The following is a 26,521-nucleotide window of genomic DNA, read 5'->3' as shown; positions in this document are numbered from 1 at the left end:
ATATAATCAGGAGGAACAGCACCCCCATCAAATAAAGAATGCCAAAACGAATTACGATCGCACCTCATCTGAGTCCAGAAGAGCTACAAGCTCGTTTCCGTCAAGCTAAAACAACCACCCAGGCTCATCATTACCAGATTATTTGGCTGTTAGCCATTGGAAAAACCACCGCAGAAGTGATGGCAGTGACAGGTTATAGTCGTGGTTGGATTTATGAATTAGTCGGGGGCTACAATCATTTAGGACCTGAATCCCTCGGAGATAAACGTTGCAAAAATAGCGATTGTGACCCTCTGCTGAATGATGTGGAACAAGCTCAATTGTGGCAAGTCTTACAGCAGCCACCCCCCGATGGCGGGCTGTGGAATGGTCGTAAAGTGGCCGACTGGATGAGTGAACTCAAGGGTGAAAAAGTCGGTCGTCAAAGAGGGTGGGAATATCTCAAGTCCATGAAGTTTCGATTGAGAGTTCCTCGTCCAGAACATCAGGAATCAGATCTCCGCAGAACTTGCAGGAATGGAAAAAAAAATCTGCGTCGGTTCGTCTGGAAAATCAAGAAGGAGAACCCTTCAAGCGACGTAGAAGTCTGGTCAATGGACGAACATAGGCTCGGATTGAAACCTGTTTTGAGGCGGGAATGGGTGGATGAGTTTAGTAATGCCACCGCTGTTGTTAATTGGCGGTTTCAATGGTTGTGGTTATATGGTTTTGTGCATCCGAGTTCAGGAGAAACATATTGGTGGATACTGCCATTTGTCAACAGCCAGCTTTTCGAGCGAGTTTTAGAAGATTTTGCCAGACATTGGAAAGTAGGACCGAAAAAAAGAGTCGTTTTAGTCGTAGACGGAGCCGGATGGCATTTAAGTGAAAGCGTGAAAATTCCCGACGGCATACATTTGTATTGTCTGCCTTCACACTCGCCGGAACTCCAACCAGCAGAAAGACTGTGGCCACTGACAAATGAACCGATAGCCAATCGCTGTTTTAAAAACTTAGATGAATTAGAAGCAGTTTTATTTGAGCGATGTCGAAAACTGTTAAATCTCAAACAGTTAATCAGTGGTTTGACTCATTTCTATTGGTGGCCGGAGGCAAAAGCTTAATCATGGTTAATCGACCGGACATGATATGAAATCCTGTAGATTGCTCGTTGCCGAACTTCCTTCTTTGCCCAAAAAGTATGAGCCCTGAGTTTTGGATTCCAAGTTTAGTTAAAAACTCAAACCTCAAAACTCAAGACTCAAAACTCTCTCAGCCTAAAAGCCGATCGATTCAGTCGATCGCCCGACACAAATAATCGCATCAGGGCAGCATCAATTACCGGCGACGGGGAACCATCGTCTCGATATTGATATTAGCTAGAGGCACGCGCTGCGGCGCAGTAGCAGGCAGCGGCATATTGCGCGCCATACCCAAATAGTTCGACGGATCGCCAGCCTTAGCCTGCTGTTCTTGAGGAACAAAACGGCGGACACTTGTTTGCCAGATGATTTGCGGGAAGCCAAGCTGCGAACGGTGGTACTCACCGTAGCGGGGCGTTTTCAAGTTGAAAGGAGTGTCTCCTCCAACTCGCTGAGGCAAAATTCGGCGCTGCTGGTAAGGTACGGTATCGTAGCCGAACTTATCCAGGTACTCTTCGCTATTGACCAACTCGTCAATAAAGCCTTGAGGCCCCTTATTTGCTACCACGATCGACCAAGCAATCTTTTCGCGCTCGCTGTACACATCCCGGCCCAAAATGCGCTGCACGCACATTTCCACAAACCGATAGTTGCTGTTAGTTTGGTAATTCCGCTCTAGGAAAGGAGAAGAAGTCGCCAAACCGCGAATAAAGTCTCGCACCGTAATTTGGCCGAACTTGAGTTGCGACTCCAAAGACTTTTGGCGGTTGCTCTTGAGGATTTGGTGTTCGCTGTAAATCTGGCGATATCCAGCCCAAATCAAATTTTCCATGTCTCCAGACGAGAGCACATTTTCAGTTGTGAAAATTCTGGGCTGCTCGTCGCTCCCTGTTTCAAAACCAGCTACGCGCTGGTTTTGGCTTTTGGGGGCGTAGTTTATCAAAGGTAGCGCCACGTTAAAATCTCCGTTATCTCAAATTTCAGAAATAGTTGACACCGTGAGCTGCCAGCATAACGGATACAACTAACCAACATACAGATTAGGGGATTCCCGCAATCTAAATCTGATTTTCCTGAATTTTTGCAACAATCTGTAACATTTGTTGACTTTGGGGAAGTCAGTAGTCAGTAATTAGCAATCACCCTTCCAGTCTCTGGCTGGGAAGGCCACTTGAGAGGCTCTGCCTCGTCTAATCCAACCGGAGGCAGAGCCTGAGACCCTGATTCCCAGGCTGAGTCTGGAAACGAAGCCAAAGTTATGACCGATGACTAATTACTAATGACTAAATTACCAGCCCAGAGCCGAATAAAACTCGCTGGCGGGTACTTGATCTGCTGCTGCTTCTGATGTTGCATCCGAGTCTGGTTGCACCCGAATTTCGGTACAAAAAGTCGATGTGCTGAAACCGCCAAAGCGCTTTACGGTACTCGTCCGCATCCGCACGTTCGGATTAGCAAACCAAAAACGCTCGATCGAACTCATCGTCTCGTATTCCGTAATCAGCAGCAGCCCATCCTCATCATCCATCTCAAAACGGCCAGCCACAGGCACAATTTCCGCATAGCCTCGTTCGCGCAACATCAAGCCCTGCCGGGGATTTTCAGGATCGGGGACGATCGCGAACACCGTAGACCCTTTATGATTCTCATCATCCTTATCCCACGCCATCGAGCCGTGCCATGTCACAAAAGCTCCCCCAGCCGCCCGGCTCGGATCGACTTCGTGCATCTTGCAAATCTCCGCGACTCTAGCGTCATCGGCAGCTAGGGCTGTTACCTGAATATTTGAATCCCCAATCTCCGCTTGGCGGAAAGCGAGGTGGTGAGTGCTGCGCTGAGAACGCCACTCCCCAGCACTGCTTTGAAAAAACTCCATTGCATCCATACGAACTAGCTCCTTTGGCTTATGCTTCCCGGTGTTGACGCCTTTTTATGATAGAGCTCCCCCCACTTAGATGTACTTTTGCTACACAAATTAGTCTCAAAATGTCTACTTTGGACATATTGTCAAGTGAATGTTATGATAGTTTACAATGTAGGAGACACAACAAATCCTGCGAAACGTCATTCCGATCAATTTCGCATCAATCTCAGCAAACTGGAGGAGCGATTTATGGATATGCCTACAACCAGCCTCAGCATGGAACAGCAGTTCAAACTTCAAGTGCTGCGCGAAGAAGTAAAAAGGTTAAGCCAAGACCAAGCTCAGGAATACTTGCTCGAAGTTATGCGCCAAAACATGGTAAAAGAAAACCTGTTAAAGCATTGGATGAAGAATATGTGAACTCTTCGAGCATTTCTTCACAAAAATCAGTGGCTTGTATTTGCAAAAAGTACGATCGAGTTTTTAATCATAAAATCCAGAATCCCGCTTTCTCCAAGAAAGCGGGATTCTAAATTGACAAAACTTTTACGCAGTTTTTTTTGTCGTTACCATACTCAGCAAATTAAATTCTTTTCATCCCTTAGAGAGGGACGAGAGTTTGTGTAGCCCGATTGTTTCAACTTGTCGGGGAATCAACCAAAACGGCCGCTCACATAATCTAAAGTAGACTCTTCCTTTGGACTTTGGAAAATTACCTCAGTCTTATCACATTCCACAAGATAGCCAAACCGCTTCCCATCGTCAGAAAGTTTAGCATTGAAAAAAGCAGTCAGGTCAGAAACCCGAGAAGCCTGCTGCATATTGTGAGTAACGATCACAATCGTATACTTTTCCTTGAGTTCCCGCATCAACTCCTCAATCTTAATCGTAGAAATCGGGTCAAGAGAAGCGCAAGGTTCATCCATTAACACTACATCAGGATTAATCGCGATCGCCCTAGCAATACACAAACGCTGCTGCTGGCCGCCCGAAAGAGAAAAACCGCTTTGCTTCAACTTATCCTTCACCTCATCCCACAAATAAGCTTGGCTGAGCGATTTTTCCACCAGCTCATCCATATCCCCCTTATAATTGTTCACCCTCGCACCGTAAGCAATATTGTCATAAATCGACTTCGGGAAAGGATTCGGCTTTTGAAACACCATCCCAATCTTGCGGCGCACCGCCACAGCATCAATATCAGGATCGTAAAGATTTTGACCGTGGTAATCAATCCTACCCTCTAAACGAAAACCGCTAACTAAATCGTTGAGCCTGTTAAAACATCGCAGAATTGTACTTTTGCCGCAGCCAGACGGCCCAATCAAGGCAGTAATGCGATTTTTAGGAATCTCCATTGAAACATTTTTAACCGCGTGGAAAGCGCCGTAAAAAATATTGATATTTTCTGTCCGTAAAACTGTTTCCGTTTGCTTGTCTAAATCCATCATCATACAGGTAAGTATCCAATCGAATTTTACAAAATAAGGAGAAGATGAGAGCGATCGAGTTGGAGATAGGTAAAATCTTCCTTGTTCCTTCTTTTTATCAATTCCCCAATTCTCAGGGTCTTCTTCCTTCAATAAACTTTTTGGCGAGTAGCCCAGCGAGAAAGAATACTCGTCAGCAAAACCATAATCACCAAAATCAAAGATGCCGCCCAGGCCAATTCTTTCTGTGCCTTAAAAGGAACCGTTGCAAAGTTGTACACCAAAACCGAAAGACTCGGAGTTGGCTTATCAAATCCTGCCGGCCAAAAAGGCGAATTGAGCGCCGTAAAAATCAAAGGAGCAGTTTCTCCAGCAGCGCGAGCAATTGCCAGTGTCACACCCGTTAAAATAGCCGGAATTGCCGCAGGCAAAACCACCTGCAACACCGTCTGATAATTAGAAGCACCCACCCCAACCGACGCCCATCTAATATCTTGCGGGACGATTTGTAGAGCTTCGTCAGTAGTCCGCACAATCGTGGGCAACATCAGCACAGCCAGCGCCGCACCCCCTGCAATTGCCGAAAAACCTCCCATATTTACCACGAACAAACCGTAGGCAAATACCCCGGCAATAATGGAAGGAACGCCACTGAGGACATTGGTAGCAAAGCGTACCCAGCGAGCTACTTGGCCGCTGCTGAACTCCGACAAATAAACTGCTGCCAATACACCAAAAGGAACAGCAATTAAAGAAGCAATTCCCACCGTCATCAATGTACCGAGAATTGCATTAGCAATACCGCCTCCCGATAGTCCGGGTGGCGGTGGCAGCTTGGTAAACAAGTCTAAATTCAGGCGATTGAAACCTTGTACTGTGACGTAGGAAAGCACTGCAAACAAAGGTAGCAGAGTGATGGCCAGACTAGCTCCAGCCAGTACAGTCATCGCCAGACTAAACAGCGCTTGCGGGCTATTTTTAACCTTCTTTAAACTGCCTGTTTTCGATACCAAAGGATTCTCATCGGAGACGCTATTTGACATAAACTAAAACTATGTAGGAAATGGCGGCAAACTTCTAGTTGTATTTCGCTCTTACTTGAGAAACAATCCACTCTGCCAAAATATTAACAATCAGTGTCATAATAAACAGAATTAGCCCAGTGTACATCAGAGCTGCTATTTGCAACCCGGAGGCTTCTGCAAACTGATTTGCCATCAGAGAAGCAATAGTATTTGCCGGAGCTAGCACAGAAAGACTTAACTGATTGGAATTGCCAATTAACAGAGTTGCAGCCATTGTTTCTCCCATAGCGCGACCGAGGCCGAGCATAATTCCGCCGACAATGCCGGAAAAAGCCGCCGGTACGAGCACTCTAAAAATTGTTGTCCAGCGAGTAGCTCCTAAACCTAGAGATGCTTGCCGCAAGTCGGGGGGGAGACTTGCCAAAGAGTCGCGGGAGATAGCAGTAATAATGGGCAAAGTCATGATTCCCAAAATTACTCCGGCTGGTAACATTCCCGGGCCCACTGGCGGGGTACTAAAAATCGGCAGCCATCCGAAAGTGCCGTTGAGAAACTTGCCGAGAGTGGTAATCATGGGAATCAATACGGCAATTCCCCACAAACCGTAGACTACGCTGGGAATGGCGGCTAAAAGTTCTACTAAAAAAACCAAAGCTGTACGCACTGGCAGCGGCAGAAAGTCCTCGCTCAAGAAAATGGCAGTCCCTACTCCTAATGGTACTGCAATTAAGAGCGCGATCGCCGAACTGACGATCGTCCCGTAAATCATCGGCAGCGCACCGTACTCTTCTTTAACCGGATTCCAGCTACTGCCAAACAGAAAGCCCAAACCGTACTGTTGAATCGCCGGTAAAGCCCGATAAGCAACGGTGAGCGCGATTACCAGCAAAATTACACCAACTCCTATGCCCAAAATCCGCGTCAGCCAGATAAAGCCTTGGTCTAAGGACTTTTCGGCTTGAGAGCGCGATCGGGTCTGCGATCGAGCGCTGTTATTATCTGAAATCATAGAAAAAAAAACCAAATATATAGTAGCCGAAAATAGCCTGTTTCGGAAAAAGCTATAACGAAGCAGAAAGAAAGACCATAAATAAAATCAAAGAGGGGCGGGTTTATTAATTCCCTGACTTTTCAACAAGTATTTCTGGTCAAACCCACCCCTACACAGATGCACCGATTGTTACATAGAAGAGGGGCGGATTTATTAATCCCCTGACTTTTTAACAAATATTTCTGGTAAAACCCGCCCCACAGAAATATCTCTCTTCATTCTTGCTGATTTTTACCTGCACGCGCAATGCCGAAGGGCTTTTTTCCCTCTGACAACGGACAACAGTCAACAGTCAACAGTTACTATTTGGCAACCTCAATCTTGTAGTCTGCGCTGATGCCGTCAGCGGCCGCGGCTACTTTTTCTTTAACGTTTTGAGGTAGAGGAACGTAGCCCAATTCGGAACTAACTTTTTGACCTTCATTCAAGCCGTATTCAACCATTGCCTCGATGGTTTTGGCTTTGTTGGGGTCAGTAACTGTTTTGGGGACCAGCATCCAAGTGTAGGTGACAATTGGATATGATTGAGCGCCTTCGGGGTCTTCGATAAATGCTCGCAGGTTTTCCGGCATCGGCACAGTTGCTAAAGCTTGAGAAGCTGATTCGTCGGTAGGTGCGACAAAGCTGCCTGCTTTGTTTTCCAAAGATGCAAATTTGACATTGTTGTTTTTGGCATAGCCGTATTCTATGTAGCCGATGCTGCCTGCGGTTTGCAGTATTTGGGCTGTGACGCCTTCGTTGCCTTTTGCGCCTACGCCTACGGGCCACTGTACTGTTTTGCCGTCGCCTACTGCCGTTTTCCAGTCGGGGCTGATGGCACTCAGGTGTTTGGTGAAGACGGCGGTGGTACCGCTACCGTCGGAACGGTGGACGATGGTGATGGCTTGGTCTGGCAATTTAGCGGTCGGGTTGGCGGCTGCAATTTTGGGATCGTTCCAGTTGGTAATTTTACCGGCGAAGATATCTGCGTAAACGTCCCGTGGTAGTTTCAATGGTTCGGTTAAGTCTGGCAGGTTGTAGCCGATGACGATGCTGCCTGCTGTCATGGGCAGCAAGATTACGCCTTTGTCGGCTGGAACTTTGGCGATTTCGTCGTCTTTCATGCCGGTGTCGCTGGCCCCAAAGTCTACTGTGCCTTTGGTAAATTGTTCGACTCCGGCGCCGCTGCCTACTGATTGATAGTTAATTTGTACTTTGGGGTTGATTTTGTTGAAGTCTTGAAACCAACGCTGGTACAGGGGGGCGGGGAATGAGGCGCCGGCTGCGGTGATGGCTACGTCTGAGGCTAGGGCGAGTTTGGTGTTTTCCGCTGTGCCGGTGGCTGCAACGGGGGAAGCGCCGGGAGATGCTGCGGTGTCGCCGGGGCTGGGGCTGCTGCCTGTGGTTGTGCTGCCGCCGCCGCAAGCTGCTAAACTGAGGGCGATCGCCATAGCCGAAATTGCTGTAGTCAGACGGTTTGGATTAATCAAGTTGAGACGAAAAAGCATAGGTATACAAAAGTTTCGATCGTTATAGGGGTGTCCCGCATCAGCATAGCGCGCAAAAGTAAAGGTTAGGTTAAGAATCTTTACACTTAATCCCAATTTAATATTAATTAATATTATTAACGTTATTAATGAGCTTGACAATTGTGAAGTTATAAGATATAGGGAAGAGAAATAACTACGGAAACAAGCAGTCGATCGCCCGATCGCGAAAAATTCCCCATTAAATTATCACAAGATCGAGGCTTGAGAACCAGAAAACCATACAATGGTGGTTATTTTGACAGTAGTGCTAGTATTAAGGATTTAAAAGCTGCGGGCATTGAAGCTTGCATCTGACAAATACATTCTGACGAATGCTGTTTGATGATATGGCAACCGCCCTGACGGTGAGGACGTTCTTAATTGCACAAACATAAACGGTCGATTGCAACTTCGGTCTTCCTTCTTTCTTCTGCTATAATGCCTGCTCCTATTGAATTAATCTGGGCTGTTATTGGTTTGCTTCTGACGATAGGAGGCACTTTTTTGCCTGCATCTGTCACAATTCCGATCGGGTTGTGGGACGATCGAGGACTTCAGGCCTACTCTTTAGGTGTTACCTATCAAATTGGAGCCGTCTTGCTAGTAGGCTGCATGGGGGGGAAAAATGCTGCGGCTCTCTCGCAAATTGCTTATTTGGCATTAGGGTTAACTTTGTGGCCAGTTTTTTCTCAAGGCGGCGGCATCGGCTATCTCAAAGAAGCGAGTTTTGGGTATTTGCTGGGTTTTGTGCCTGGTGCTTGGGTGTGCGGCTGGGTGGCTTTTAAGGTGGCTTCGCGGCTGGAATCTATGGCTTTTAGCTGTTTGTGCGGTTTGTTCACTGTTCACACGATCGGCTTAATTTATCTAATTTTTACTTACTGGCTACCTCCGGCAAAAAAAACACCTTTATTTGATGAGATTCTTAAATATTCGGTTTATCCCCTGCCGGGACAATTGGCGGTAGTTTGTGCGATCGCAGTGCTGTCATTTACTTTACGCCGCTTGATGTTTTATTAATTCGGGAATTGAGAATTGGGAATGGGGAATTGGTAATCGGTAATCGGGGATTGGTTGTTGTGTCAAATAAGGTTATACTATCATTGCCCAACGGGAGAGTCATCTCGCTGCGGCTGGGATTGCTTTGCTGCACTGCATTCTGCTGACAAAAACCAGCGAAATTTGAGTAAATTATCCCATGCGCGATGCCCCCTATTCAATTGCCTAATTCATGCGTTTTAAAAGAAATCCCTTGTTCTGGATTGCTGCTGTTATCAGTTTAGTTTTAGACCACCTGACTAAGTTTTGGGTGGTGCAAAATTTTGAATTGACGATTCCTCCGCAGACGCAGCCGCTGTTACCCGGAGTGTTTCACTTCACTTATGTTGTTAATACCGGTGCGGCTTTTAGTCTGTTCAGCAATGGCGGGGCGAATTGGTTGCGGTGGCTGTCTTTGGGCGTTAGTGTCGGATTGATTGTGCTGGCTTGGTTCGGGCCGCGAATTAACCGCTGGGAACAAGCTGGCTACGGTTTGATTTTGGGGGGAGCACTGGGGAACGGCATAGATAGATTTGTTTCGGGTCATGTTGTAGATTTTATCGATTTTCGGATAATTCGGTTCCCCGTATTTAATCTGGCGGATGTGTTTATTAATGCTGGGATTATCTGTTTGTTGATTGCAACTTTTCACAGTGCACCGCCTACTCCGACTACTCCGAGAACTCAGGACGATCGCGATTCTATTTCAGAGTAACTTTTAAGAAGTCAATCAATTTTAGATCTTAGATTTTAGATTTTAGATTAACCCGCGCACCCGCTGTACCGTTCTCAGGTTTATCGGGTGCGGAGCTTTTTTTTGCTTATCCACTAAAGAAGCCAGGGGCCTCGCCACCAATTGTTTTCGGTCATTTGTCGGTTGTCTGTTGTCAGAAGGTATAGGTATCAACTTAAAGTTAGAGTCATTTATGAGCTATAATTATATTTTTTATTGCTAAGGCTAAACTCGATCTCCATCAAAAGCAATTTGGTCACAAACTCCCGGATTTATCCGTGGGATAAATTACCTAATCTAAAATCTAAAATCTAAAATCGGATGACTCCTAATCCATTTGCTCAAGAACGCTTACTATTTGCCCCAGCAACGCCCGATGCTGACGCTATCCCGACTATTTTTGCTTTTCCCAACGAGTACACGGTGGGTATTACCAGTCTCGGCTATCAGATAGTATGGGCAACTTTGGCGGTGCGATCGGATATTGAAGTAGGTCGTTTATTTACTGATATTCGCGAACCACTTCCCCGACATCCAGAGTTACTGGGATTTTCGCTTTCTTGGGAACTAGACTATGTAAATATTCTCAATTTATTGGAATCTCTAGAAATTCCGATTTGGGCGTCAAAACGAACTGATAATCATCCGATAGTATTCGGCGGTGGCCCGGTTTTTACGGCTAATCCCGAACCTTTTGCCGATTTTTTTGATGTGATTTTGCTGGGAGATGGCGAACATCTCATAGACAATTTTATTGATGCTTGTAAAGAAGTCCGTACCGCCGACAGAAAAACTCAATTGCGGCATTTAGCCCAAGTTCCGGGAGTTTACGTCCCCAGTTTGTACGAAGTAACTTATCTGGATGCGACTGAGGGGATTAAATCGATTCAGCCTGTTGATTTGGAAATTCCCAGTATGGTTGAAAAACAGACGTATCGCGGCAATACTTTATCTGCTTCCACTGTAGTGACGGAAAAAGCGGCTTGGGAAAATATTTACATGGTGGAAGTGGTTCGTAGTTGTCCAGAAATGTGCCGTTTTTGTTTGGCAAGTTATCTGACTTTGCCGTTTAGAACGGCGAGTTTGGAGGATTCGTTAATTCCGGCGATCGATCGCGGTTTAGCTGTGACTAATCGTTTGGGTTTGTTGGGTGCTTCGGTGACTCAGCACCCGGAATTTGAAGCGTTGCTGGATCATTTGAATCATCCGAAATACGACGGCGTGCGGCTGAGTCTTTCTTCGGTACGGACGAATACGGTGACAGTTAAATTGGCAGAAATATTAACAAACAGAGACAGCAAATCTGTGACAATTGCGGTGGAAAGCGGGAGTGATCGCCTCCGCAAAATCGTTAACAAAAAACTCAGAAATGACGAAATTATTCAAGCTGCTATCAATGCTAAGGCTGGCGGATTAAAGGGAATTAAACTTTACGGGATGGCGGGAATTCCAGGTGAAGAAATGGAGGATTTAGAGGAGACGGTGGCGATGATGCGGGCGATTAGAAAAGCTGTTCCCGGTTTGCGGTTAACTCTGGGATGCAGCACTTTTGTCCCGAAATCTCACACTCCTTTTCAGTGGTTTGGAGTCAATAAAGATGCAGAGAAGAGGCTGAAGTTTTTAGATAAAGAATTGCGGAAGTTAGGTTTAGAATTTAGACCTGAAAGCTATAACTGGTCTGTGATTCAGGGGTTGCTCTCTAGGGGCGATCGGCGGTTGTCTCGGCTGTTGGAATTAGTTCGGCATTACGGCGATACTTTGGGCAGTTATCGACGGGCATTTAAGGAGTTGCGGGGACAGTTGCCTGAGATGGATTTTTATGTTTTTCAAGAGTGGGAATTGGATCAGGTTTTGCCTTGGAGTCATTTAAAAGGGCCGCTACCGGAGGCGACTTTGAAGAAGCATTTGGCTGAGGCGATGAGTCATTTTAGGACGAAGGATTTGCAGTTGACGACTTAGGAAATAGCGGGATGCAAAAGATTAAAACTAACGGTTGCTGTTTGTACTGATACAGAGGATAATACTGCAAATGCTGAAACGCGATCGCACTTAACTGTCTAGCCAAACGATACAATGCCCAATTTTAAATATTCGTCGCTGATTAATGCCACCGTTGAAGCAGTCTGGAACTTTCACGAAAGGCCGGACATTCTGCAACTTTTGACTCCGCCTTGGCAACCGGTGAAAATCATTCGCCGCGAAGGGGGACTCGATGTGGGTGCTGTATCAGAATTTCGCCTGTTATTGGGGCCGATTCCTGTAAAATGGGTGGCGACTCACACTCGGTGCGAACAATATCGCTTGTTTGTTGATGAACAAACTGAGGGCCCAATGGCACGTTGGGTTCACCGACACGAGTTTACCTCAGAAAATGGCAAAACTAGATTGACAGATGCGATCGCATTTTCAATACCGGGCGGCCCGATTGTCGATTTGTTGTTAGGTTGGTGGGTGGAAATGCGGTTAACAGATATGTTTCGCTACCGCCACGAAGTCACAAAAAGAGAGTGCGAAAAAGATGCAAACAACGGCTGAATATTACTGTGCTTTCTGCGGCGAACCGAGTACAACGTTTGTTGATATTAGCGGTGGTATGGAGCAATCTTATATCGAAGATTGTCAGGTTTGCTGTCGCCCGAATGTTCTGTATGTCAGAATAGATGAAGATACCCTGGATATTGAAATAGATACAGACTATCAAGAATAAGTGACTATAAAAATGTAGGAATTGCCTGTGATGCTGACTTGGTAGAATTCATAAATCTTGAAGCTGCTGCTTCTACGAAAGCCTGAAAAATTCGAGAGTTAAACGAACAGTTTGGCGACATTTCCGGGTGCCATTGAATTGCTATCATCCAAGGGTGAGAGCAGTGTTCCATTGCTTCTACCAAAGTGTCAGGTGCATTGGCTACTATTTGCCAATCGGATGTTACCTTCCGCACAGCTTGATGATGCCAGGAAACAACTGTTGTTGAAGTTTTTCCCATAATTTTTGCTAGCAGACTGTTTGGCTCAATTTCAATGGTATGCTCGATCGCACGCGGGGGAATTCCCGATCCGTGATTAACCTCATCTCCGTAAGCATCCGGTACGTGAATCACCAAACTGCCGCCGCTGGCTACGTTCAGGATTTGCATTCCCCGGCAAATCCCCAACACAGGTATGTCAGCCTTCAACGCTAGCTTTGCTAAGCTTAATTCAAAATTGTCGCGTTCTGCATTAACCGAGTAAACTGTGCGATCGACATAACCGCCATAAAGTTCTGGGTTGATATCTCCGCCCCCGGAAAAAATCAAACCATCTACTGCATCCAAAATACTAGCCGGATCTAATTGATTGGGCGGCAGTAAAATCGGAATGCCACCAGCCGCCTGAACTGCATCAATATAAGTTCCATTTAAGCGGTATTCGCCTGCTGGACAGCGGTTGTATGTTGTGATGCCAACGATAGGAAACTTTTTCATTTGTTAGCGATTAGGAGATAATTAATTAAATTAATACACAGATTTGGGACGATTTGTAATCAGTTTTTCATGGGCATTGCTCAGAGCCATGGTCCACAAGAAAACTTACTTATTGTGAAACAAGCGTCTTGCCTGTTTCTTGTCTGATTACTTGTGATTGATTCCTATATTAAACTGAGGATTCGCTGCATGGCTGTCTAATTTGTAACAGTTTCAGTATGAGTTTCCTGCAGGGGTTGGCGCGTACACAGATAAGCCAGCGGCCCGAACAGCGGCACTAATGTTACCGCCCAAAATGCTGTATAATTCTGCATTCCTCGGCGGGCCATATCGTCTCCTAATAAGGCAGGAAATAGTAGGCAAAGCATACAAAAGTCTAAACTCATTACGTGGATAAAACGGTTGGTTTGCCACTGTGCAATAAAATCCGACCAATTGCCTTTTGTCAAGCCAAAGACAACTAAACCAACAGCAGCTAATGTTAAGAAAATTCCAGTAAAACGGGAGTCTAATATCTTTAAAAAGATATTTTTATGACCGCTAAATTCTGGATTAGGTTCGCGCAGGGCTAAATAAGGCAGCAAGGCAAAGGCGCCGACGCCAAAGGATAAAGTGGCAAATAGCCATGCAGGTATTTTCTGGCCCCTGCCGTCAGCAAATAAGAGGCAACAGTAGATGAGCGGCCATACTCCCATGATGTTGAACAACGCTACAATTAAAGGGTTGATGTCTGCTATTTTGCCTGTGGAAAGATTGGTAATTAGTGTGATGGTTTCTGGGCTGTCGGGTGGTGCAAATACAAAGGCGTAGGTGGTAAATGCAATCCAAAGCAGCCAAAATCCAATTTTTCGGAACATAGTTAGTTTTGTTTACTTCTGATATTACTATAGCAAGCTTAAAGGGTTTTTGAATAAGACTTTTTTTGTTTACTGCAGAGGACGCAGAGGAGGAGAGGAGAATATCTGAATGTATTGTTATTTGGTATTGCGGGTTTTGGGCAGATTGCTAAATTTTTGCATAAATTGGCGATCGATCCAATCTTTCCAATACCACAGCAGCGCCGATTCCCACATGAAAGATCCGCGAGATGCGATCGCCCTTTTATTCCCAGTACCAATTAACCCTAAATATTTTTCCTGCGGTGCAAAGGGTTTCAGGGGTTTTTCCAATAAAAACTGCTGCAAATTTTCAAACAGCGGTTTGCCCTGACGCACGGCAAACACGCCTGCTTTGGGACGGGGATAATTAACCATCGCTGCGATATCTCCAGCCGCAAATACGTTGGGGTGAGAGACTGATTGCAGGCAATCGTTGACTTGGATAAAGCCGTTTGAATCGGCTGCTAAACCGGATTCTGCGATCCAATTGGCTGCCGATGCTTGTGTCACCCAAAAAATGCGATCGCACTCTAATTCTAAACCTGATTTACAAGAAATTTGGTAATTCGTAGGGAATTGAGGATTGGTTTCTCTCTCAATCTTTTTTACAGCACAGACTTTTTCCTTTAAATGCAATTGAATGCCGCGACTGATGAGAATTTCTTGAAGGCGTCGGCGCACCCGCTGATTGTGTCCCTGCATCAATTCAGCGCGGCTGTGAAACAAATGAATTTCTAATTCTTCTTTCTTCCCCCTTCCCTTTTCTCTTTTATGTCTTTCGGTGTACCTTAATATCCATCCGTTAAATCCGTTACAGAATCCGTTGCCGAACCCCTCTTCCTTCCCCAATCGAGATTGCATATTTAAGGCTAATTCTACACCACCTGCACCGCCACCGACAATTGCGATCCGCAGCGGTTTATCGGGATGATTTTGCCTAGATTGTATCAACTGATTCCAGCTAGCTAAAAACTCCGGTACGGGTTTAGCTGCAATTGCATATTCTGCCGCACCCGGTACAGATAAAGTCGCGGGAGTGCTGCCGATATCCACAGAAAGCAAATCAAAATTAACCGAAGGGTGAGTTTGACAAATAACTAAGTTTTTGTTAAAGTCGATCGCGATCGCCCGATCGACCAATATTTGACACCCGGCAAATTCAGCGAGCGATCGCAAATCGATGTGACATTGATCGTAATCGTAAAACCCGGCAACGTGCCCCGGCAGCATTCCCGAATAAGGCGCGTGCAGGACATCGCTAATCAGAGTCAAACGCACTCCAGGCAGCGGTTTGATGCCGAACATTTTTAATACAATAGCATGACTGTGACCGCCACCAATTAACACTAAATGTTTCACAATTACAGATGTTCGATCGAAATATTCCAGCAGCGATATTGTACAGCACTCGCACTCCTTGGGCCACACTGTCCGGTAAGGAGAGCTTGCAGTGCGTAATGAATGATTTCCCAGCACTTTGACATAATGCTCTCATCTACTCTGTGTCTCATAGATTATACTTCGCTCAGTTGCGATCGCATAACATCAATCCACCTATTGCACTTAACCGATTCCACATTCAGCGCCAATGGCTGTAGACTGTAGAGCGAGCAAATTTTATCACCAAATTATGCCGGGGTGTGTTTCAATAGCTAACTCACCATTCAAAACTATGACATTACGCATCATTCCGCGCAGTTGGCAGCGATCGATAAAAACTCTTTTCCCGCTTCTGTTTGCCCTCTCATTCATTATAGTATTGCTGGCGAACAACTTCATTCCTGCGATCGCCCAGCAACCCCGCCAGGAAATTCGCGGCGTTTGGATGACGACAAACGACAAAGACATCCTCAGAGATCGTCGCAAACTAGGAGATGCTGTCAGCCAATTAAAGCGGTTAAATTTCAACACAATTTATCCCGTAGTCTGGAATTCAGGCTATGCAATGTATCCCAGCTATGTAGCGCAGCAAAGAGACATTCAGCCCTTTGTTTACAGAGGGTTAGACGGACAAGATATGCTCGCCGATTTAATTGATAAAGCTCACCGCCAAGGCCTGTTAGTGATTCCTTGGTTTGAGTTTGGTTTCATGGCTCCCCCCACATCAGAATTAGCCTTAAATCATCCCGAGTGGCTGACCCAAAAACAGGACGGTAGCCAAACATCAAACGACGCGGGCGGGGAAGTAGTTTGGCTCAATCCCTTTCATCCAGAAGTCCAGCAATTCATTACCGAACTCGTACTAGAAATCACCACTCAATACAACGCCGACGGCATTCAATTTGACGACCACATGAGTTTGCCGGCAGAATTTGGCTACGATGACTACACAATTGCTTTGTATACCAAAGAAACAAAAAAAGCTCCGCCCAAAGATTTTCAAAATCCAGCATGGGTGCAGTGGCGAGCCAATAAAATTACGGCTTTTATGTCGCAGCTAAATCAAGCCGTCAAAGCAGTCAAACCCAATGCAATTTTCTCGATTTCTCCCAATTATTACGATTTTGCTTACAAACATCACCTGCAAGATTGGCTGGCTTGGGTGCGTTTGGATATTGCCGACGAGCTAATCGTGCAAGTGTACCGTCCCAATCTAGAATCATTTGTGGACAAGATTAACCGTCCAGAAATGCAAGAAGCACAGCAAAAAATTCCCACCGGAGTTGGGATTATGACAGGTTTGAGGAATAACCCAGTGCCGATTCACCAAATTAAATCTCAGGTGCAAGCAGTCCAAGGATACGGCTTAGGCGTCGCTTTCTTCTACTACGAAAGCTTGTGGGAATATGCACCAGAACCCCTCGCCCATCGACTTTCTCAATTTAGTGCTTTCTTCCCGTCTTCTGCATTCCGAACAGCGCTACAAATACCCAGACGCGCGGCGACTTTCCCTCCGCCTGCGCCACCCAAACCAGACCCAAAAGCTAAGCCAGAGCAACCTACTAAAAACAGCCAACCTTCGCCATTACCAACCACGTAAAATAATTAAAAAGTAGGGTGCGCAATGCGCACCTTACCGCGAGATCAATCATTAATCATAAATAAAAATGCAAACTAACCAAAAACTTTTACTTCCACAAATGGGCTGTGGCACTTGGGCCTGGGGCAACAGATTTCTCTGGGGCTACAATGAAAGTATGGACGAGGAATTGCAAGCCGTTTTCAATCTTTGTGTTAGTAACGGCGTCACTTTATTCGATACCGGCGACTCTTACGGAACAGGAAAATTAAACGGACGCAGCGAGCAGCTTTTGGGGCAGTTTTATCAACAATATCAAGATAAAAATAAAGACAGTATTTGTATTGCGACAAAACTGGCTGCTTATCCTTGGAGACTGACGCGACAATCAATGATATCGGCTTGCAAAGCCTCTGCTGCGCGCCTCGGAAAAAATGTAGATTTGGTACAAATGCACTGGTCTACAGCCAATTACGCTCCTTGGCAAGAGGGGGCGCTTTTAGACGGTTTGGCTGACCTTTACGAGCAAGGATTGGTCAAGGGAGTGGGCTTGTCTAATTACGGGCCGAAACGGCTGAAATGGGTGCATGGGAAATTTAGCGATCGCCAAATTCCTATTGTTACTTTACAAGTGCAATATTCGCTACTTTCTACCTATCCGGTGACAGAACTCGGATTGAAAGATGTTTGCGATGAATTGGGGATAAAATTGATTGCTTACAGTCCTCTAGCCTTGGGGTTGCTGACGGGTAAATACTCCGAAAACGGCTCTCTTCCTAAAGGTATCCGAGGTTTGGCGTGCAAGCAGCTACTTCCGGGAATGCGATCGCTTTTGGAGTGTTTGCGAGAAATAGCGGCATTCAGAAACAAGACTGTTTCGCAGGTAGCTATCAACTGGTGCATCTGCAAAAAAACTATTCCGATTCCTGGGGCTAAATCTGCGGCACAGGCGAGGGAAAATATCGGTGCTTTGGGGTGGGAGTTAGACTCGGGCGAGATTGCAGAATTGGATAAGGCGGCGGCGAGTGTAGATAAGAAAATGGTGCAGAATATCTTTCAAACTCGATAATTAGATAGCGGTAAGGTGCGCACTGCGCACCCTACATATAAAGCTAACCGCAAAAATTTTCCACACACCGCACAAACATTTCTACACCCATCCCTAGCGCAGTTTCATCAAAATCAAAACGCGGGTGATGGTGCGGGTAAGCTAAGTTTTTATCGGGATTTGCTGAACCCAAAAAGAAATAGCAACCGGGAACTTCTTGCAAAAAGAACGACATATCCTCGCCGCCCATTGTTTGGCATTCGGGAACGATTCCTGCAGGAGTTTCGACAACTGATTCTGCCACGCCGCGGACCAATTCAGCTATTCTCGAATCATTAATAACTGGCGGATAAAGCGAACAATAATCTAATTGGTAATTTGCCCCGTGACTCTGACAAATTCCGGCAATTACTTGCTCGATTCGCTGTGCAAAATAACCTTGATATGCAGGATTGAAATAGCGCACCGTGCCACCGATTTGAGCGGTATCGGCAATGACGTTGTGGGTGTGGCCTGCGTGGAATTTGCCGACAGTTACTACCGCTGAGTCGATCGGGTCAATGTTCCGCGCGACGATTGCCTGCAATGCGCTGACAATTTGGGCTGTAACTACGATCGAGTCCACAGTTTGATGTGGCATTGCGCCGTGTCCACCTTTGCCAAAAATCGTGCACTCAAAAACTTCTACAGCCGCCATCAAAGCGCCGCTGCGGACGCCTACAGTACCCAAAGGTAGATTGTTCCACAAATGCAAGCCCACGATCGCATCAACATCAGGATTCTTCAAAACTCCCGCTTCAACCATCGGTTTTGCGCCTCCTGGCCCTTCTTCGGCGGGCTGAAAGATAAATTTTACTTTACCCGAAAAGCTGTGTTTGTGCTTTGCGAGATAACAAATAGTACCGAGGGCGATCGCAGTGTGGCCGTCGTGACCGCAAGCGTGCATAATTCCATCATGCTGCGATCGATAATCCACCTCATTTTCCTCTTGAATAGGCAAAGCATCCATATCCGCGCGAATTGCCAAAACCCGCCCCGGTTTGCCGCTGTCTATAATGGCGACAATACCAGTTTTAGCAATATTAGTTTCATGATCTATGCCCCATTCCTGCAACTTTTGCGAGACAAACTGCGCCGTTAAATTTTCATCAAAACTCAACTCCGGCTTTTGGTGCAAAAGGCGGCGCCATTCGACTAGCTGAGGCTGCAAATTTCTAATTTCCAGCCGCAATTGAGATAAATCGACAGACGTTAAATTCGGTAAAGTAGAAACCATGTTTTATTCTCCTTTTTTTGATTAGGTTTTAGATTTAATCACTTAATAAATGGTAATCACTAATTATAGCAGCCCAGAATAAGTTGTGAAACTCTGTCTTCTCTTTCTCTACGCTCTCTGCGGTCTCTGCGGTTAAAATAAAATCTTCTTAAATCCTATCCCAGTTGTGCAGGAGATTTTTTTTTAATGAACCGCAGAGGGCGCAGAGTACGCAGAGGAAGAGCAGAATGAGAAAGAGAGGTGTTTAGAATAGGGTTATTTAGAAGTCTGAGCAACTAAATTAACCCCTGGCAGTAACCGCTCTAAATCTAAATCTGAAGCAATTTTAGCTAATTTAGCAAGGTCAGTCGGGTCATCTAAATGCGGCAAAATACCCAACACAGGTATTTGAGTCAGCGACTGGATCAAATCAACGGGCGCTAGATCGGCAATTTCTTGTTCCGAATAAGCTTTAACGCAATTGAGCACAATTCCTCTCAGCTTAAAACCAGTGTGTCTGGCGAGAGCAACATTCGCCACAGCTTGCCCGATCGCCCCCAACTTCACAGGTACTACCAAAACCCCCCTCAGCCGCCAATCCCTGGCAATATCGGCCACCGTCAGTTCCCACGTTACAGGCGAACCGAGTCCTCCCAAAGCTTCCACCAACACAAAATCCTTGCGCTCCGAGAGGCTTTGCCACGCCGTCCAAACCTTTTCGAGTTCGATACGTCTCCCCTCCCGTTCGGCGGCGATCGGCGGTGCTAGAGGCGCATCAAAGTGCAGAGGATTGAGTTCTTCGGGGGATTGGTCGAGGGAAAACAAACGGGTGTAGAGTTCGCGATCGCCCGTTCCCGTTTGCCACAGCTTCATAATTCCCAAACTGCGATCGGGAAAATACATTTGCCAATAAGCAGCCAGAGCGCTGGTCAAAACAGTTTTGCCCGCGTCGGTATCAGTTCCAGCAATTAGCAGCGAGTTCATTGGCAAAAAGCTAACAAATAATTGGCCTCAACCTCAGTCTAGGGGAATTTTGCCAGAAGTTTAGAGTTCTGGCGACGGTGCGGGTGTTGGTGCTGGTTCCGGTGACGGCGCGGGTTCCGGTTCCGGCGAGGGTGCAGGAGTTGGGGCCGGTTCCGGTGACGGTGCGGGTGTTGGCGCCGGTTCCGGTGACGGTGCGGGTGTTGGCGCCGGTTCCGGTGACGGTGCGGGTGTTGGCGCGGGTGTTGGTGCTGGTGTTGGCGACGGCGCGGGCGTTGGTTTGGGTGCGGGCGTCGGTTTGGGCGTCGGTTTGGGCGTCGGTTTGGGCGCTGGAGTCGGCGCGGGCGTCGGTTTTGGTGTCGGAGTTGGCGCTGGGCTGGCTTCTGGGCTGGCTTCTGGGCTGGCTTCTGGGCTCGGTTCCGGCAAAGGTTCTGGGCTCGGTTCCGGCAAAGGTTCTGGGCTCGGTTCCGGCAAAGGTTCTGGGCTCGGTTCCGGTAAAGGTTCTGGGCTCGTTTCCGGCAAAGGTTGCGGGGTTGGGGTTGGCAAAGGTTGTGGGGTTGGGGTTGGCAAGGGTAGCGGGTTTGGTATCGGAGTTAGTGTCGGCGTCGGACTTGTAAGTGCTGGCGGTGTCGGAGTGGGTTTGGGGCGCGAATTGTTGAGAAATGAGCCGACTAAAGCCCAGGAACCGAAGCCCGTCAAGATTACTAAGCCCGCCAGCAGTCCGATCGCAGCGATGGGATTGTCCCAAAAAGTGTCGCCAGCAGGCTCACTTAAGGGGTCTGGCTGGTTTGGCGGGGGGGAATTCTGGGCGGCGGGCTCTGGCGGCCTGCCCACGGCCACCGTTGCTATTAGCGAAGGGTTTGTCGGCACCACTGCTGGCGGCGCGGGCGGTACAGTTGGCTGGCTAGGCTTAGGATTAGTTTGGGTATCGAGTGCTTGGGCGACTTCGCTGACAGATTGATATCGATCGCCCGGAGACCGACTCAACATCCGATTCAGCACCAAAGCCAAACCCGTGCTCACCTGGACTCGCTGCTGCCAATTCCACTGCAGCGTGGTTTGATCGAGCAATTCCTGCGGTTCTTTGCCTGTCAGCAGGACGATCGCCGTTACAGCTAAAGCGTAGAGGTCGCTGCTGGCTGTTGCTCGCCCGCTGTGCAACTGTTCCATCGGCGCGTAGCCGATTTTGCCGACAGTTGTCGCGTGGGCTGTTCCTTCGGGAGACTGGACTTTTGTGGCGAGTTCCTTCACCACTCCAAAGTCAATCAGCACCGGCAACTTGTCGTTTTCACGGAGGATGATATTTTCTGGGGAGATGTCGCGGTGGATGATGCCGCGGGCATGGATGTGAGCGAGTACCGGCAGCATTTGCCGGATAAATACCAAGACTTCGGCTTCAGTGAAGCTGCGACCATTTGAAGTTCGATCGAGCAACAGTTCGCGGTAAGTCATCCCTTCCACGTAATCCTGCACTAAAAACAAACGCTGGTTCTCTTCAAATATTGCCCGAAACTGGGGAATTTGTGGGTGCCCAATTTGGTAAAGTATTGCCGCCTCTCTTTGAAACAATTCCTTCGATTTTTCCAAAACGTAAGGCCCGCTTTGCACAGGGATCAATTCCTTCAGAGCGCAGCGTTCTTGAAACCGTCCCAAATCTTCTACTAAATAAGTCCGGCCAAATCCTCCTTGGCCTAAAATATTCACCAAGCGGTAGCGGTTTTGTAGGAGAGTTCCAATAGCAATAGGTGGCTGCATAAGTTTAAGTAGAAACTGTTAAAAAATAGACGATCGCTCACAGACTTAGTAATGCTATGTCTTTAATGCTCTTGAGCATACTTCACTATCTGTAGTCCCCAGTCCCGACCAAAGTTAGTATTTTACATTTTTTTGACATTCTTGGACGCAAGAATGCTCAGAAACCGGGTTTTTTCAGGAAAATACACGGGTTGCAACCCGCAAATCCGATCGAAAACCCGGTTTCTGCGTCAATATCTCAAGGGAGAAATGCACGATTTTTCGTAGAAACCGGGTTTTTTGGCCTTAGCCCTAATAAATTGTCGCCCCTCGGTCTAGGCTATACATCTCTATAAAGCTGGAGATTATTTATGGGAGATGTCTGCTGACTACTGACTACTGACTAAGCTTTGCTTTCACCATGTCTTGAATTCTGTTACCGTCTGCTTTGCCTTTAAGCTGCTGCATTGCCTTGCCCATCACCTTGCCCATATCTTTTGCCGAAGTAGCGCCAACCGAAGCAATCACTTCGTCAACGACTTGACTCACCTCTTCGTCTGACATCTGCGGCGGCAAATACTCTTCAACAATTGCCAACTCCGCCTCCTCTTGTGCCACTAAATCTTCGCGACCACCTTTGCGGTATTGTTCTATCGAATCTCGGCGCTGTTTGGCTATTTGCATCAAAATTTCCATTTCTTGAGCTTCTGTCAGCGTCTCTTGGCCGGAGGGACGAAGGCTGACTTCTTTTTCGAGAATAAATTTCTTGATGCCGCGAACTGTTTCCAAGCGAACTTTGTCCTTGGACTTCATGGCTGCTTTGATTTCTGCGTCAATGCGTTCTCTTAAGCTCATCGATTTCTACCTTGCTTTGCCCAATATCAAAAATCTGGAGTATGCTTCCGATTCTTAACTTTTTTTACAGTATTTTTCAAGTTTATTGCCTGTTGGCGGCATTTTTATCGCATTGAACCCTGATGCCTTCGGCCTTCGACTGAATTTTGGGCGACTAGACTTCCAGCCTCGGCTCCAAATTGACTCACGCCAGAACTTTTAGACGCAGGGGCACAAGTGCGATCGTACTTCTGCCAGTACAGAGTTCGCTAGAACCCACATTCCACACCTTGGGGGTGTCACACAGCATAATTACGCAGAATGCTCTATCTTTACAGTAATAAATTATGCCTTTAAAAAGTAATTTGTCCGTTAATGTACGGTATTAAAGTATAATTCATAGTTTTATGGCTCGATAAAAATAAGTAAAAACCGATTATGACCGTTAAGGATGCCGAATGTGGGGTAGAAACCGGGTTTGTTGGACATATTTCTGCAAGTCCTATTCAATTCGGTTGACTTCACACTTGTGGTCGCCCCGAATGTTAAATCTATTAAAAAATTGGCTGAATATTTCTAGTTTCAGATGGTAAGATAGCGATGGAATAAACGTCCTGCAAGAGGCCTGCTGTGATCCGTTCTGCTACTTTACCGCTTCCGCTTCCCGAGCCGCCGGTTTCCGCTCATGACCGTCTGCGGCTGTTCTCCGGTTCTGCTAATGTTCCTCTCGCCCAAGAGGTGGCTCGCTATCTGGGGATCGATTTGGGGCCGATGGTTCGCAAGCGGTTTGCTGATGGGGAACTCTACGTTCAAATTCAAGAATCAATTCGGGGTTGCGATGTTTACTTGATTCAGCCAACTTGCTGTCCGGTAAACGATCGCCTCATGGAATTGTTAATTATGATCGATGCTTGTCGCCGCGCTTCGGCCAGACAAATTACTGCCGTCATCCCCTATTACGGATATGCTAGGGCTGACCGCAAAACGGCCGGAAGAGAGTCGATTACTGCAAAATTAGTGGCTAATTTGATTACGGAAGCTGGGGCCGGTCGCATTTTGGCGATGGATTTGCACTCAGCTCAGATTCAAGGTTATTTTGACATTCCTTTCGATCACGTTTACGGTTCGCCGGTGCTTTTGGATTATCTGGCGAGCAAGCAATTGACGGATATTGTTGTGGTTTCGCCGGATGTTGGCGGAGTCGCTAGGGCGAGAGCTTTTGCCAAAAAGCTTGGTGATGCTCCCCTGGCAATTATTGACAAGCGCCGCCAAGCTCACAACGTGGCAGAAGTGATGAATCTTATCGGTGATGTCAGGGGCAAAACTGCTGTGTTGGTGGACGACATGATCGATACTGCCGGCACGATTTCTGAAGGTGCGAGATTGTTGCGCCGCGAGGGTGCGAGGCAGGTTTATGCTTGTGCTACTCATGCGGTGTTTTCGCCTCCGGCGATCGAGCGTTTGTCGAGCGGGGTTCTGGAAGAGGTAATTGTTACGAATACAATTCCTGTGCCGGAAGAGAACCGTTTTAAGCAGTTGACGGTGCTTTCGGTAGCCAATTTGCTCGGAGAAACTATTTGGCGGATTCACGAAGATAGTTCTGTTAGCAGTATGTTCCGCTAGAGGGCAAAGACACTTTTTGAATGTTTGTTTTAGGGTGCGTTAACCAAGTGTAACGCACCGTTTTTTTGCTCAATAGTGCGATGTTTACCGCAAGTAATAAGTCCAGGCTCATCTAAATTTTACTGTAAATATCCCTTGAATTCTTGTGGAGTGGGCGTCCCGCCTGCCCGGAAAATACAATTTAGAGGTCGAATAGCTTATCAAGTTCCTCGCTAAAATAACGGTTATAACTTTGTAGTGAGGACGAAAGTTCTCCTAAAATTCGCTCGGAATTGAGTTTTTACTACGAACCAAGGTGACAATCGCCGATCGCTCGCACTTGGTACCACCGGAACAAGAGATGGTAAAATTTTATCTTGTTGTTGGAAGAGGGCGACTTTTTTATATTCTAGATAAGTCTCATCACAATCAGGAGCCAATAGGGAAAAATCATGAAACATTCACTTGTACGAACAGTGGCCGCACTGGCAGGTTCAGCAATTTTAACACTTGGCGCGATCGGTTCGGCTAAAGCATTTACTTTTGACGAAACCGAAATTAACCAAGACCGAGTAATTGTCATCGCCCAACCCCGCCCTTCCGGTGGCTACCAATTGCTAATTCTAGAACAAGTCTCTGACAAGCGAAAATGCTGGAGCGAAAGTGGGTCTAATCCCGTGAAAGTCGATCCATTATTAGTTAGTTTTGATTTCACCGGTATTTGTGGCCGCGCCACTGACAGCAACGGCTTTTCAATTCGCATGGCAGGCACCGATTTAGCATTAAAATACACCCTAACTTTGGAAACTGTTGATGGCAATGTTCTACTAATTGGAACTCCGGTAGATTACCAAGGTAAATCGGTGATTATCGGGCGCACAAACGGCGATGTAAACGACTTCATGAAAATCAGTCTCGATCCTGCTTGGCGCTTGAGTAAAAGAGCTTACCAAGGCCGCACATTAGGTCACTTTTATTTCACTACCAATCAACCCGCGCCGGAAGAAATTGGCAATACCGGAGGCAATACCGAAGCAACACCGCAGCCAATACCGCAGCCAATACCAATACCAATACCAACACCGCAGCCCATACCGCAGCCCATACCGCAGCCATCACCGCAGCCAATACCGCAGGAAATACCAATACCGCAGCCAATACCGCAGGAAATACCAATACCGTAGGCAATACTAGCTTTTCTACAATTCGGAGATAGCTACCGATGATATCTACGCTTCCGAAATTAAAGAAGCTGTGGGCTTTGGGTTTGTAGCCCGGTTTTCTCAACATAATACCTTTCGACGGCAACTTGCTGTTACCAGAGAGCAATTGGTATCTTTAGTATTGGAATCCTGGAAAGGAATAGAAGATGCTATATCACATTTCCTAGCAATGTTTCTATCCGTCCCTATAGCGATGTTGATATTGTCCGCTGGAGTGCCTAAAAATTTCTCGTGGCGCCGGAAAACAAGATAGTTAGCGGTTATGGAGATGGAAATTTTAAAGCTACGCAGTCCGTCACTCGCGCTGAATTGATGGCGGTGCTCCGTTGAGCGGCGGAATTTGGTTTCTCTGCCCGGGGAATGAACCGGGATTTAGTTGCTAAAGAACCGTCTAAAACTTTTTCCGATAATCAGAATTATTGGGGTGCTTCTATTTTTACTCAAAGGTATTCTTATTGTTCTGTTGCTGCCGCTATTAACGAGATTGGCGATCGGTTTGCTTTCGAGGATTCTGCACAGCGGAATTACGGGGCGGCGGCTACTTGGTGGATGCTGAAATGCGTTAAGGCTCAGTAGAGCCAATTAGAGCCCTGACTTCTTCCAGAAGTGGGAAATCTGAGTATATTGCACAATTACCTCATTTTTTGGTTAATAGTTATATGTTGTACTCTTGTCAAGAACGGGATCTCCGGCCCGTTCCACAAAACTGGATTTTATTGTGGAACAGGCCGGAGATCCCGTTCCTAAACAAGTAATTGAGAATGGTGCAAGATATC

At 46.7% G+C, this 26,521-nt stretch carries 26 protein-coding genes; 13 read left to right on the top strand and 13 right to left on the bottom strand.

What is annotated here, in order from left to right; all coding sequences use genetic code 11:
• Window positions 1–38: 38 nt before the first annotated feature.
• Window positions 39–1,103: an IS630 family transposase gene (locus tag QUA45_RS16560; protein WP_333221567.1), complete on the top strand. Its 1,065-nt coding sequence runs from the start codon at window positions 39–41 to the stop codon at window positions 1,101–1,103.
• 214 nt (window positions 1,104–1,317) lie between these two features.
• Here QUA45_RS16560 and QUA45_RS16555 read toward each other — a convergent pair whose 3' ends face one another.
• Both QUA45_RS16555 and QUA45_RS16550 read right to left on the bottom strand, forming a co-directional pair.
• Entirely contained in the window at window positions 1,318–2,076 is a 759-nt protein-coding gene (locus tag QUA45_RS16555; RefSeq protein WP_333099139.1) for a phycobilisome rod-core linker polypeptide, read from the bottom strand.
• Between the two features lie 333 nt (window positions 2,077–2,409).
• Window positions 2,410–3,006 (bottom strand): phycobiliprotein lyase, encoded by a 597-nt coding sequence (locus tag QUA45_RS16550; protein WP_333066521.1) that lies wholly within the window; start codon window positions 3,004–3,006, stop codon window positions 2,410–2,412.
• Window positions 3,007–3,141: 135 nt separating this feature from the next.
• Here QUA45_RS16550 and QUA45_RS29200 point away from each other — a divergent pair, with 135 nt between their 5' ends.
• Window positions 3,142–3,405: an NblA/ycf18 family protein gene (locus tag QUA45_RS29200; protein WP_445242851.1), complete on the top strand. Its 264-nt coding sequence runs from the start codon at window positions 3,142–3,144 to the stop codon at window positions 3,403–3,405.
• Between the two features lie 233 nt (window positions 3,406–3,638).
• Here QUA45_RS29200 and pstB read toward each other — a convergent pair whose 3' ends face one another.
• The 4 genes from pstB to pstS all read right to left on the bottom strand — a co-directional run bounded on the left by pstB (window position 3,639) and on the right by pstS (window position 7,978).
• A complete protein-coding gene (gene pstB, locus QUA45_RS16540; RefSeq protein ID WP_333036858.1) occupies window positions 3,639–4,439 on the bottom strand; it encodes a phosphate ABC transporter ATP-binding protein PstB in 801 nt (266 codons plus the stop codon).
• 125 nt (window positions 4,440–4,564) lie between these two features.
• Window positions 4,565–5,458 (bottom strand): phosphate ABC transporter permease PstA, encoded by an 894-nt coding sequence (pstA, locus tag QUA45_RS16535; RefSeq protein WP_333099138.1) that lies wholly within the window; start codon window positions 5,456–5,458, stop codon window positions 4,565–4,567.
• A gap of 34 nt (window positions 5,459–5,492) precedes the next feature.
• Window positions 5,493–6,449, bottom strand: a complete 957-nt coding sequence (gene pstC / locus QUA45_RS16530) for a phosphate ABC transporter permease subunit PstC (RefSeq protein ID WP_333099136.1) — start codon at window positions 6,447–6,449, stop codon at window positions 5,493–5,495.
• A 344-nt stretch (window positions 6,450–6,793) separates the two neighbouring features.
• Window positions 6,794–7,978 carry a phosphate ABC transporter substrate-binding protein PstS gene (pstS, locus tag QUA45_RS16525; RefSeq protein WP_333221565.1) on the bottom strand — a complete coding sequence of 395 codons (1,185 nt, stop codon included), beginning with the start codon at window positions 7,976–7,978 and terminating at the stop codon, window positions 6,794–6,796.
• A 459-nt stretch (window positions 7,979–8,437) separates the two neighbouring features.
• Between pstS and QUA45_RS16520 the strand changes: the two genes are divergently transcribed.
• From QUA45_RS16520 to QUA45_RS16500, 5 genes are all read left to right on the top strand, one after another.
• Complete coding sequence (locus QUA45_RS16520; protein WP_333221563.1) at window positions 8,438–9,016, top strand: biotin transporter BioY; 579 nt, start codon at window positions 8,438–8,440, stop codon at window positions 9,014–9,016.
• A gap of 211 nt (window positions 9,017–9,227) precedes the next feature.
• Window positions 9,228–9,749 carry a signal peptidase II gene (lspA, locus tag QUA45_RS16515; protein ID WP_333099134.1) on the top strand — a complete coding sequence of 174 codons (522 nt, stop codon included), beginning with the start codon at window positions 9,228–9,230 and terminating at the stop codon, window positions 9,747–9,749.
• 339 nt (window positions 9,750–10,088) lie between these two features.
• Window positions 10,089–11,726: a radical SAM protein gene (locus QUA45_RS16510; protein WP_333221562.1), complete on the top strand. Its 1,638-nt coding sequence runs from the start codon at window positions 10,089–10,091 to the stop codon at window positions 11,724–11,726.
• Between the two features lie 114 nt (window positions 11,727–11,840).
• Entirely contained in the window at window positions 11,841–12,302 is a 462-nt protein-coding gene (locus QUA45_RS16505; RefSeq protein WP_333099132.1) for an SRPBCC family protein, read from the top strand.
• Window positions 12,286–12,474: a CPXCG motif-containing cysteine-rich protein gene (locus QUA45_RS16500; RefSeq protein WP_006635525.1), complete on the top strand. Its 189-nt coding sequence runs from the start codon at window positions 12,286–12,288 to the stop codon at window positions 12,472–12,474. The genes QUA45_RS16505 and QUA45_RS16500 overlap by 17 nt, the downstream gene beginning before the upstream one ends.
• Window positions 12,475–12,478: 4 nt before the next feature.
• On the opposite strand, the gene QUA45_RS16495 is transcribed toward QUA45_RS16500, so the two are convergent.
• The 3 genes from QUA45_RS16495 to QUA45_RS16485 all read right to left on the bottom strand — a co-directional run bounded on the left by QUA45_RS16495 (window position 12,479) and on the right by QUA45_RS16485 (window position 15,414).
• Window positions 12,479–13,231 carry a gamma-glutamyl-gamma-aminobutyrate hydrolase family protein gene (locus QUA45_RS16495; RefSeq protein ID WP_333099131.1) on the bottom strand — a complete coding sequence of 251 codons (753 nt, stop codon included), beginning with the start codon at window positions 13,229–13,231 and terminating at the stop codon, window positions 12,479–12,481.
• A gap of 197 nt (window positions 13,232–13,428) precedes the next feature.
• Window positions 13,429–14,088: a DUF2834 domain-containing protein gene (locus tag QUA45_RS16490; protein WP_333099130.1), complete on the bottom strand. Its 660-nt coding sequence runs from the start codon at window positions 14,086–14,088 to the stop codon at window positions 13,429–13,431.
• Between the two features lie 117 nt (window positions 14,089–14,205).
• Complete coding sequence (locus QUA45_RS16485; RefSeq protein WP_445305326.1) at window positions 14,206–15,414, bottom strand: FAD-dependent oxidoreductase; 1,209 nt, start codon at window positions 15,412–15,414, stop codon at window positions 14,206–14,208.
• A 283-nt stretch (window positions 15,415–15,697) separates the two neighbouring features.
• Here QUA45_RS16485 and QUA45_RS16480 point away from each other — a divergent pair, with 283 nt between their 5' ends.
• Window positions 15,698–17,089, top strand: a complete 1,392-nt coding sequence (locus tag QUA45_RS16480) for a glycoside hydrolase family 10 protein (RefSeq protein ID WP_333099128.1) — start codon at window positions 15,698–15,700, stop codon at window positions 17,087–17,089.
• 67 nt (window positions 17,090–17,156) lie between these two features.
• Complete coding sequence (locus tag QUA45_RS16475; protein ID WP_333221561.1) at window positions 17,157–18,137, top strand: aldo/keto reductase; 981 nt, start codon at window positions 17,157–17,159, stop codon at window positions 18,135–18,137.
• A gap of 43 nt (window positions 18,138–18,180) precedes the next feature.
• Here the strand turns inward: QUA45_RS16475 and QUA45_RS16470 are convergent, their stop codons facing one another.
• From QUA45_RS16470 to QUA45_RS16455, 4 genes are all read right to left on the bottom strand, one after another.
• Window positions 18,181–19,392, bottom strand: a complete 1,212-nt coding sequence (locus QUA45_RS16470; RefSeq protein WP_333221560.1) for a M20 family metallopeptidase — start codon at window positions 19,390–19,392, stop codon at window positions 18,181–18,183.
• Window positions 19,393–19,647: 255 nt separating this feature from the next.
• On the bottom strand, window positions 19,648–20,355 hold the full coding sequence (bioD, locus tag QUA45_RS16465) for a dethiobiotin synthase (protein WP_333221559.1): 708 nt from the start codon (window positions 20,353–20,355) through the stop codon (window positions 19,648–19,650).
• A 60-nt stretch (window positions 20,356–20,415) separates the two neighbouring features.
• A complete protein-coding gene (locus QUA45_RS16460; RefSeq protein ID WP_333221557.1) occupies window positions 20,416–22,107 on the bottom strand; it encodes a serine/threonine-protein kinase in 1,692 nt (563 codons plus the stop codon).
• Window positions 22,108–22,482: 375 nt separating this feature from the next.
• On the bottom strand, window positions 22,483–22,941 hold the full coding sequence (locus tag QUA45_RS16455; protein ID WP_333036877.1) for a GatB/YqeY domain-containing protein: 459 nt from the start codon (window positions 22,939–22,941) through the stop codon (window positions 22,483–22,485).
• Window positions 22,942–23,550: 609 nt separating this feature from the next.
• On the opposite strand from QUA45_RS16455, the gene QUA45_RS16450 reads away from it, so the two are divergent.
• The 4 genes from QUA45_RS16450 (at window position 23,551) to QUA45_RS16435 (ending at window position 26,321) form a co-directional block, all read left to right on the top strand.
• Window positions 23,551–24,543 (top strand): ribose-phosphate pyrophosphokinase, encoded by a 993-nt coding sequence (locus QUA45_RS16450; protein WP_006635514.1) that lies wholly within the window; start codon window positions 23,551–23,553, stop codon window positions 24,541–24,543.
• A gap of 431 nt (window positions 24,544–24,974) precedes the next feature.
• On the top strand, window positions 24,975–25,706 hold the full coding sequence (locus QUA45_RS16445) for a DUF3747 domain-containing protein (RefSeq protein ID WP_333221555.1): 732 nt from the start codon (window positions 24,975–24,977) through the stop codon (window positions 25,704–25,706).
• 270 nt (window positions 25,707–25,976) lie between these two features.
• Window positions 25,977–26,075, top strand: coding sequence for an S-layer homology domain-containing protein (locus tag QUA45_RS16440; RefSeq protein ID WP_333221553.1), 99 nt, complete (start codon window positions 25,977–25,979; stop codon window positions 26,073–26,075).
• A gap of 30 nt (window positions 26,076–26,105) precedes the next feature.
• A complete protein-coding gene (locus tag QUA45_RS16435) occupies window positions 26,106–26,321 on the top strand; it encodes a hypothetical protein (RefSeq protein WP_333221551.1) in 216 nt (71 codons plus the stop codon).
• Window positions 26,322–26,521: the final 200 nt, after the last annotated feature.

Origin of the sequence: Microcoleus sp. Pol12A5 (assembly GCF_036701435.1) — a bacterium.
In the GTDB taxonomy this organism is placed as follows: Bacteria; Cyanobacteriota; Cyanobacteriia; order Cyanobacteriales; family Microcoleaceae; genus Microcoleus.
This window is presented reverse-complemented; position numbering and strand designations above follow the sequence as displayed.

Bases quoted from the DNA above. Each gene is read 5' to 3' on its own strand.
- pstC (WP_333099136.1), bottom strand. From the start codon at position 6,449: ATGATTTCAGATAATAACAGCGCTCGATCGCAGACCCGATCGCGCTCT.
- QUA45_RS29200 (WP_445242851.1), top strand. From the start codon at position 3,142: ATGATAGTTTACAATGTAGGAGACACAACAAATCCTGCGAAACGTCAT.
- QUA45_RS16445 (WP_333221555.1), top strand. From the start codon at position 24,975: ATGAAACATTCACTTGTACGAACAGTGGCCGCACTGGCAGGTTCAGCA.
- QUA45_RS16500 (WP_006635525.1), top strand. From the start codon at position 12,286: ATGCAAACAACGGCTGAATATTACTGTGCTTTCTGCGGCGAACCGAGT.
- QUA45_RS16460 (WP_333221557.1), bottom strand. From the start codon at position 22,107: ATGCAGCCACCTATTGCTATTGGAACTCTCCTACAAAACCGCTACCGC.
- bioD (WP_333221559.1), bottom strand. From the start codon at position 20,355: ATGAACTCGCTGCTAATTGCTGGAACTGATACCGACGCGGGCAAAACT.
- QUA45_RS16510 (WP_333221562.1), top strand. From the start codon at position 10,089: ATGACTCCTAATCCATTTGCTCAAGAACGCTTACTATTTGCCCCAGCA.
- QUA45_RS16520 (WP_333221563.1), top strand. From the start codon at position 8,438: ATGCCTGCTCCTATTGAATTAATCTGGGCTGTTATTGGTTTGCTTCTG.
- pstA (WP_333099138.1), bottom strand. From the start codon at position 5,458: ATGTCAAATAGCGTCTCCGATGAGAATCCTTTGGTATCGAAAACAGGC.
- QUA45_RS16550 (WP_333066521.1), bottom strand. From the start codon at position 3,006: ATGGATGCAATGGAGTTTTTTCAAAGCAGTGCTGGGGAGTGGCGTTCT.
- pstS (WP_333221565.1), bottom strand. From the start codon at position 7,978: ATGCTTTTTCGTCTCAACTTGATTAATCCAAACCGTCTGACTACAGCA.
- QUA45_RS16505 (WP_333099132.1), top strand. From the start codon at position 11,841: ATGCCCAATTTTAAATATTCGTCGCTGATTAATGCCACCGTTGAAGCA.
- pstB (WP_333036858.1), bottom strand. From the start codon at position 4,439: ATGATGATGGATTTAGACAAGCAAACGGAAACAGTTTTACGGACAGAA.
- QUA45_RS16475 (WP_333221561.1), top strand. From the start codon at position 17,157: ATGCAAACTAACCAAAAACTTTTACTTCCACAAATGGGCTGTGGCACT.
- QUA45_RS16455 (WP_333036877.1), bottom strand. From the start codon at position 22,941: ATGAGCTTAAGAGAACGCATTGACGCAGAAATCAAAGCAGCCATGAAG.
- QUA45_RS16485 (WP_445305326.1), bottom strand. From the start codon at position 15,414: ATGTTCGGCATCAAACCGCTGCCTGGAGTGCGTTTGACTCTGATTAGC.
- QUA45_RS16495 (WP_333099131.1), bottom strand. From the start codon at position 13,231: ATGAAAAAGTTTCCTATCGTTGGCATCACAACATACAACCGCTGTCCA.
- QUA45_RS16490 (WP_333099130.1), bottom strand. From the start codon at position 14,088: ATGTTCCGAAAAATTGGATTTTGGCTGCTTTGGATTGCATTTACCACC.
- QUA45_RS16560 (WP_333221567.1), top strand. From the start codon at position 39: ATGCCAAAACGAATTACGATCGCACCTCATCTGAGTCCAGAAGAGCTA.
- lspA (WP_333099134.1), top strand. From the start codon at position 9,228: ATGCGTTTTAAAAGAAATCCCTTGTTCTGGATTGCTGCTGTTATCAGT.
- QUA45_RS16480 (WP_333099128.1), top strand. From the start codon at position 15,698: ATGGCTGTAGACTGTAGAGCGAGCAAATTTTATCACCAAATTATGCCG.
- QUA45_RS16470 (WP_333221560.1), bottom strand. From the start codon at position 19,392: ATGGTTTCTACTTTACCGAATTTAACGTCTGTCGATTTATCTCAATTG.
- QUA45_RS16435 (WP_333221551.1), top strand. From the start codon at position 26,106: ATGAACCGGGATTTAGTTGCTAAAGAACCGTCTAAAACTTTTTCCGAT.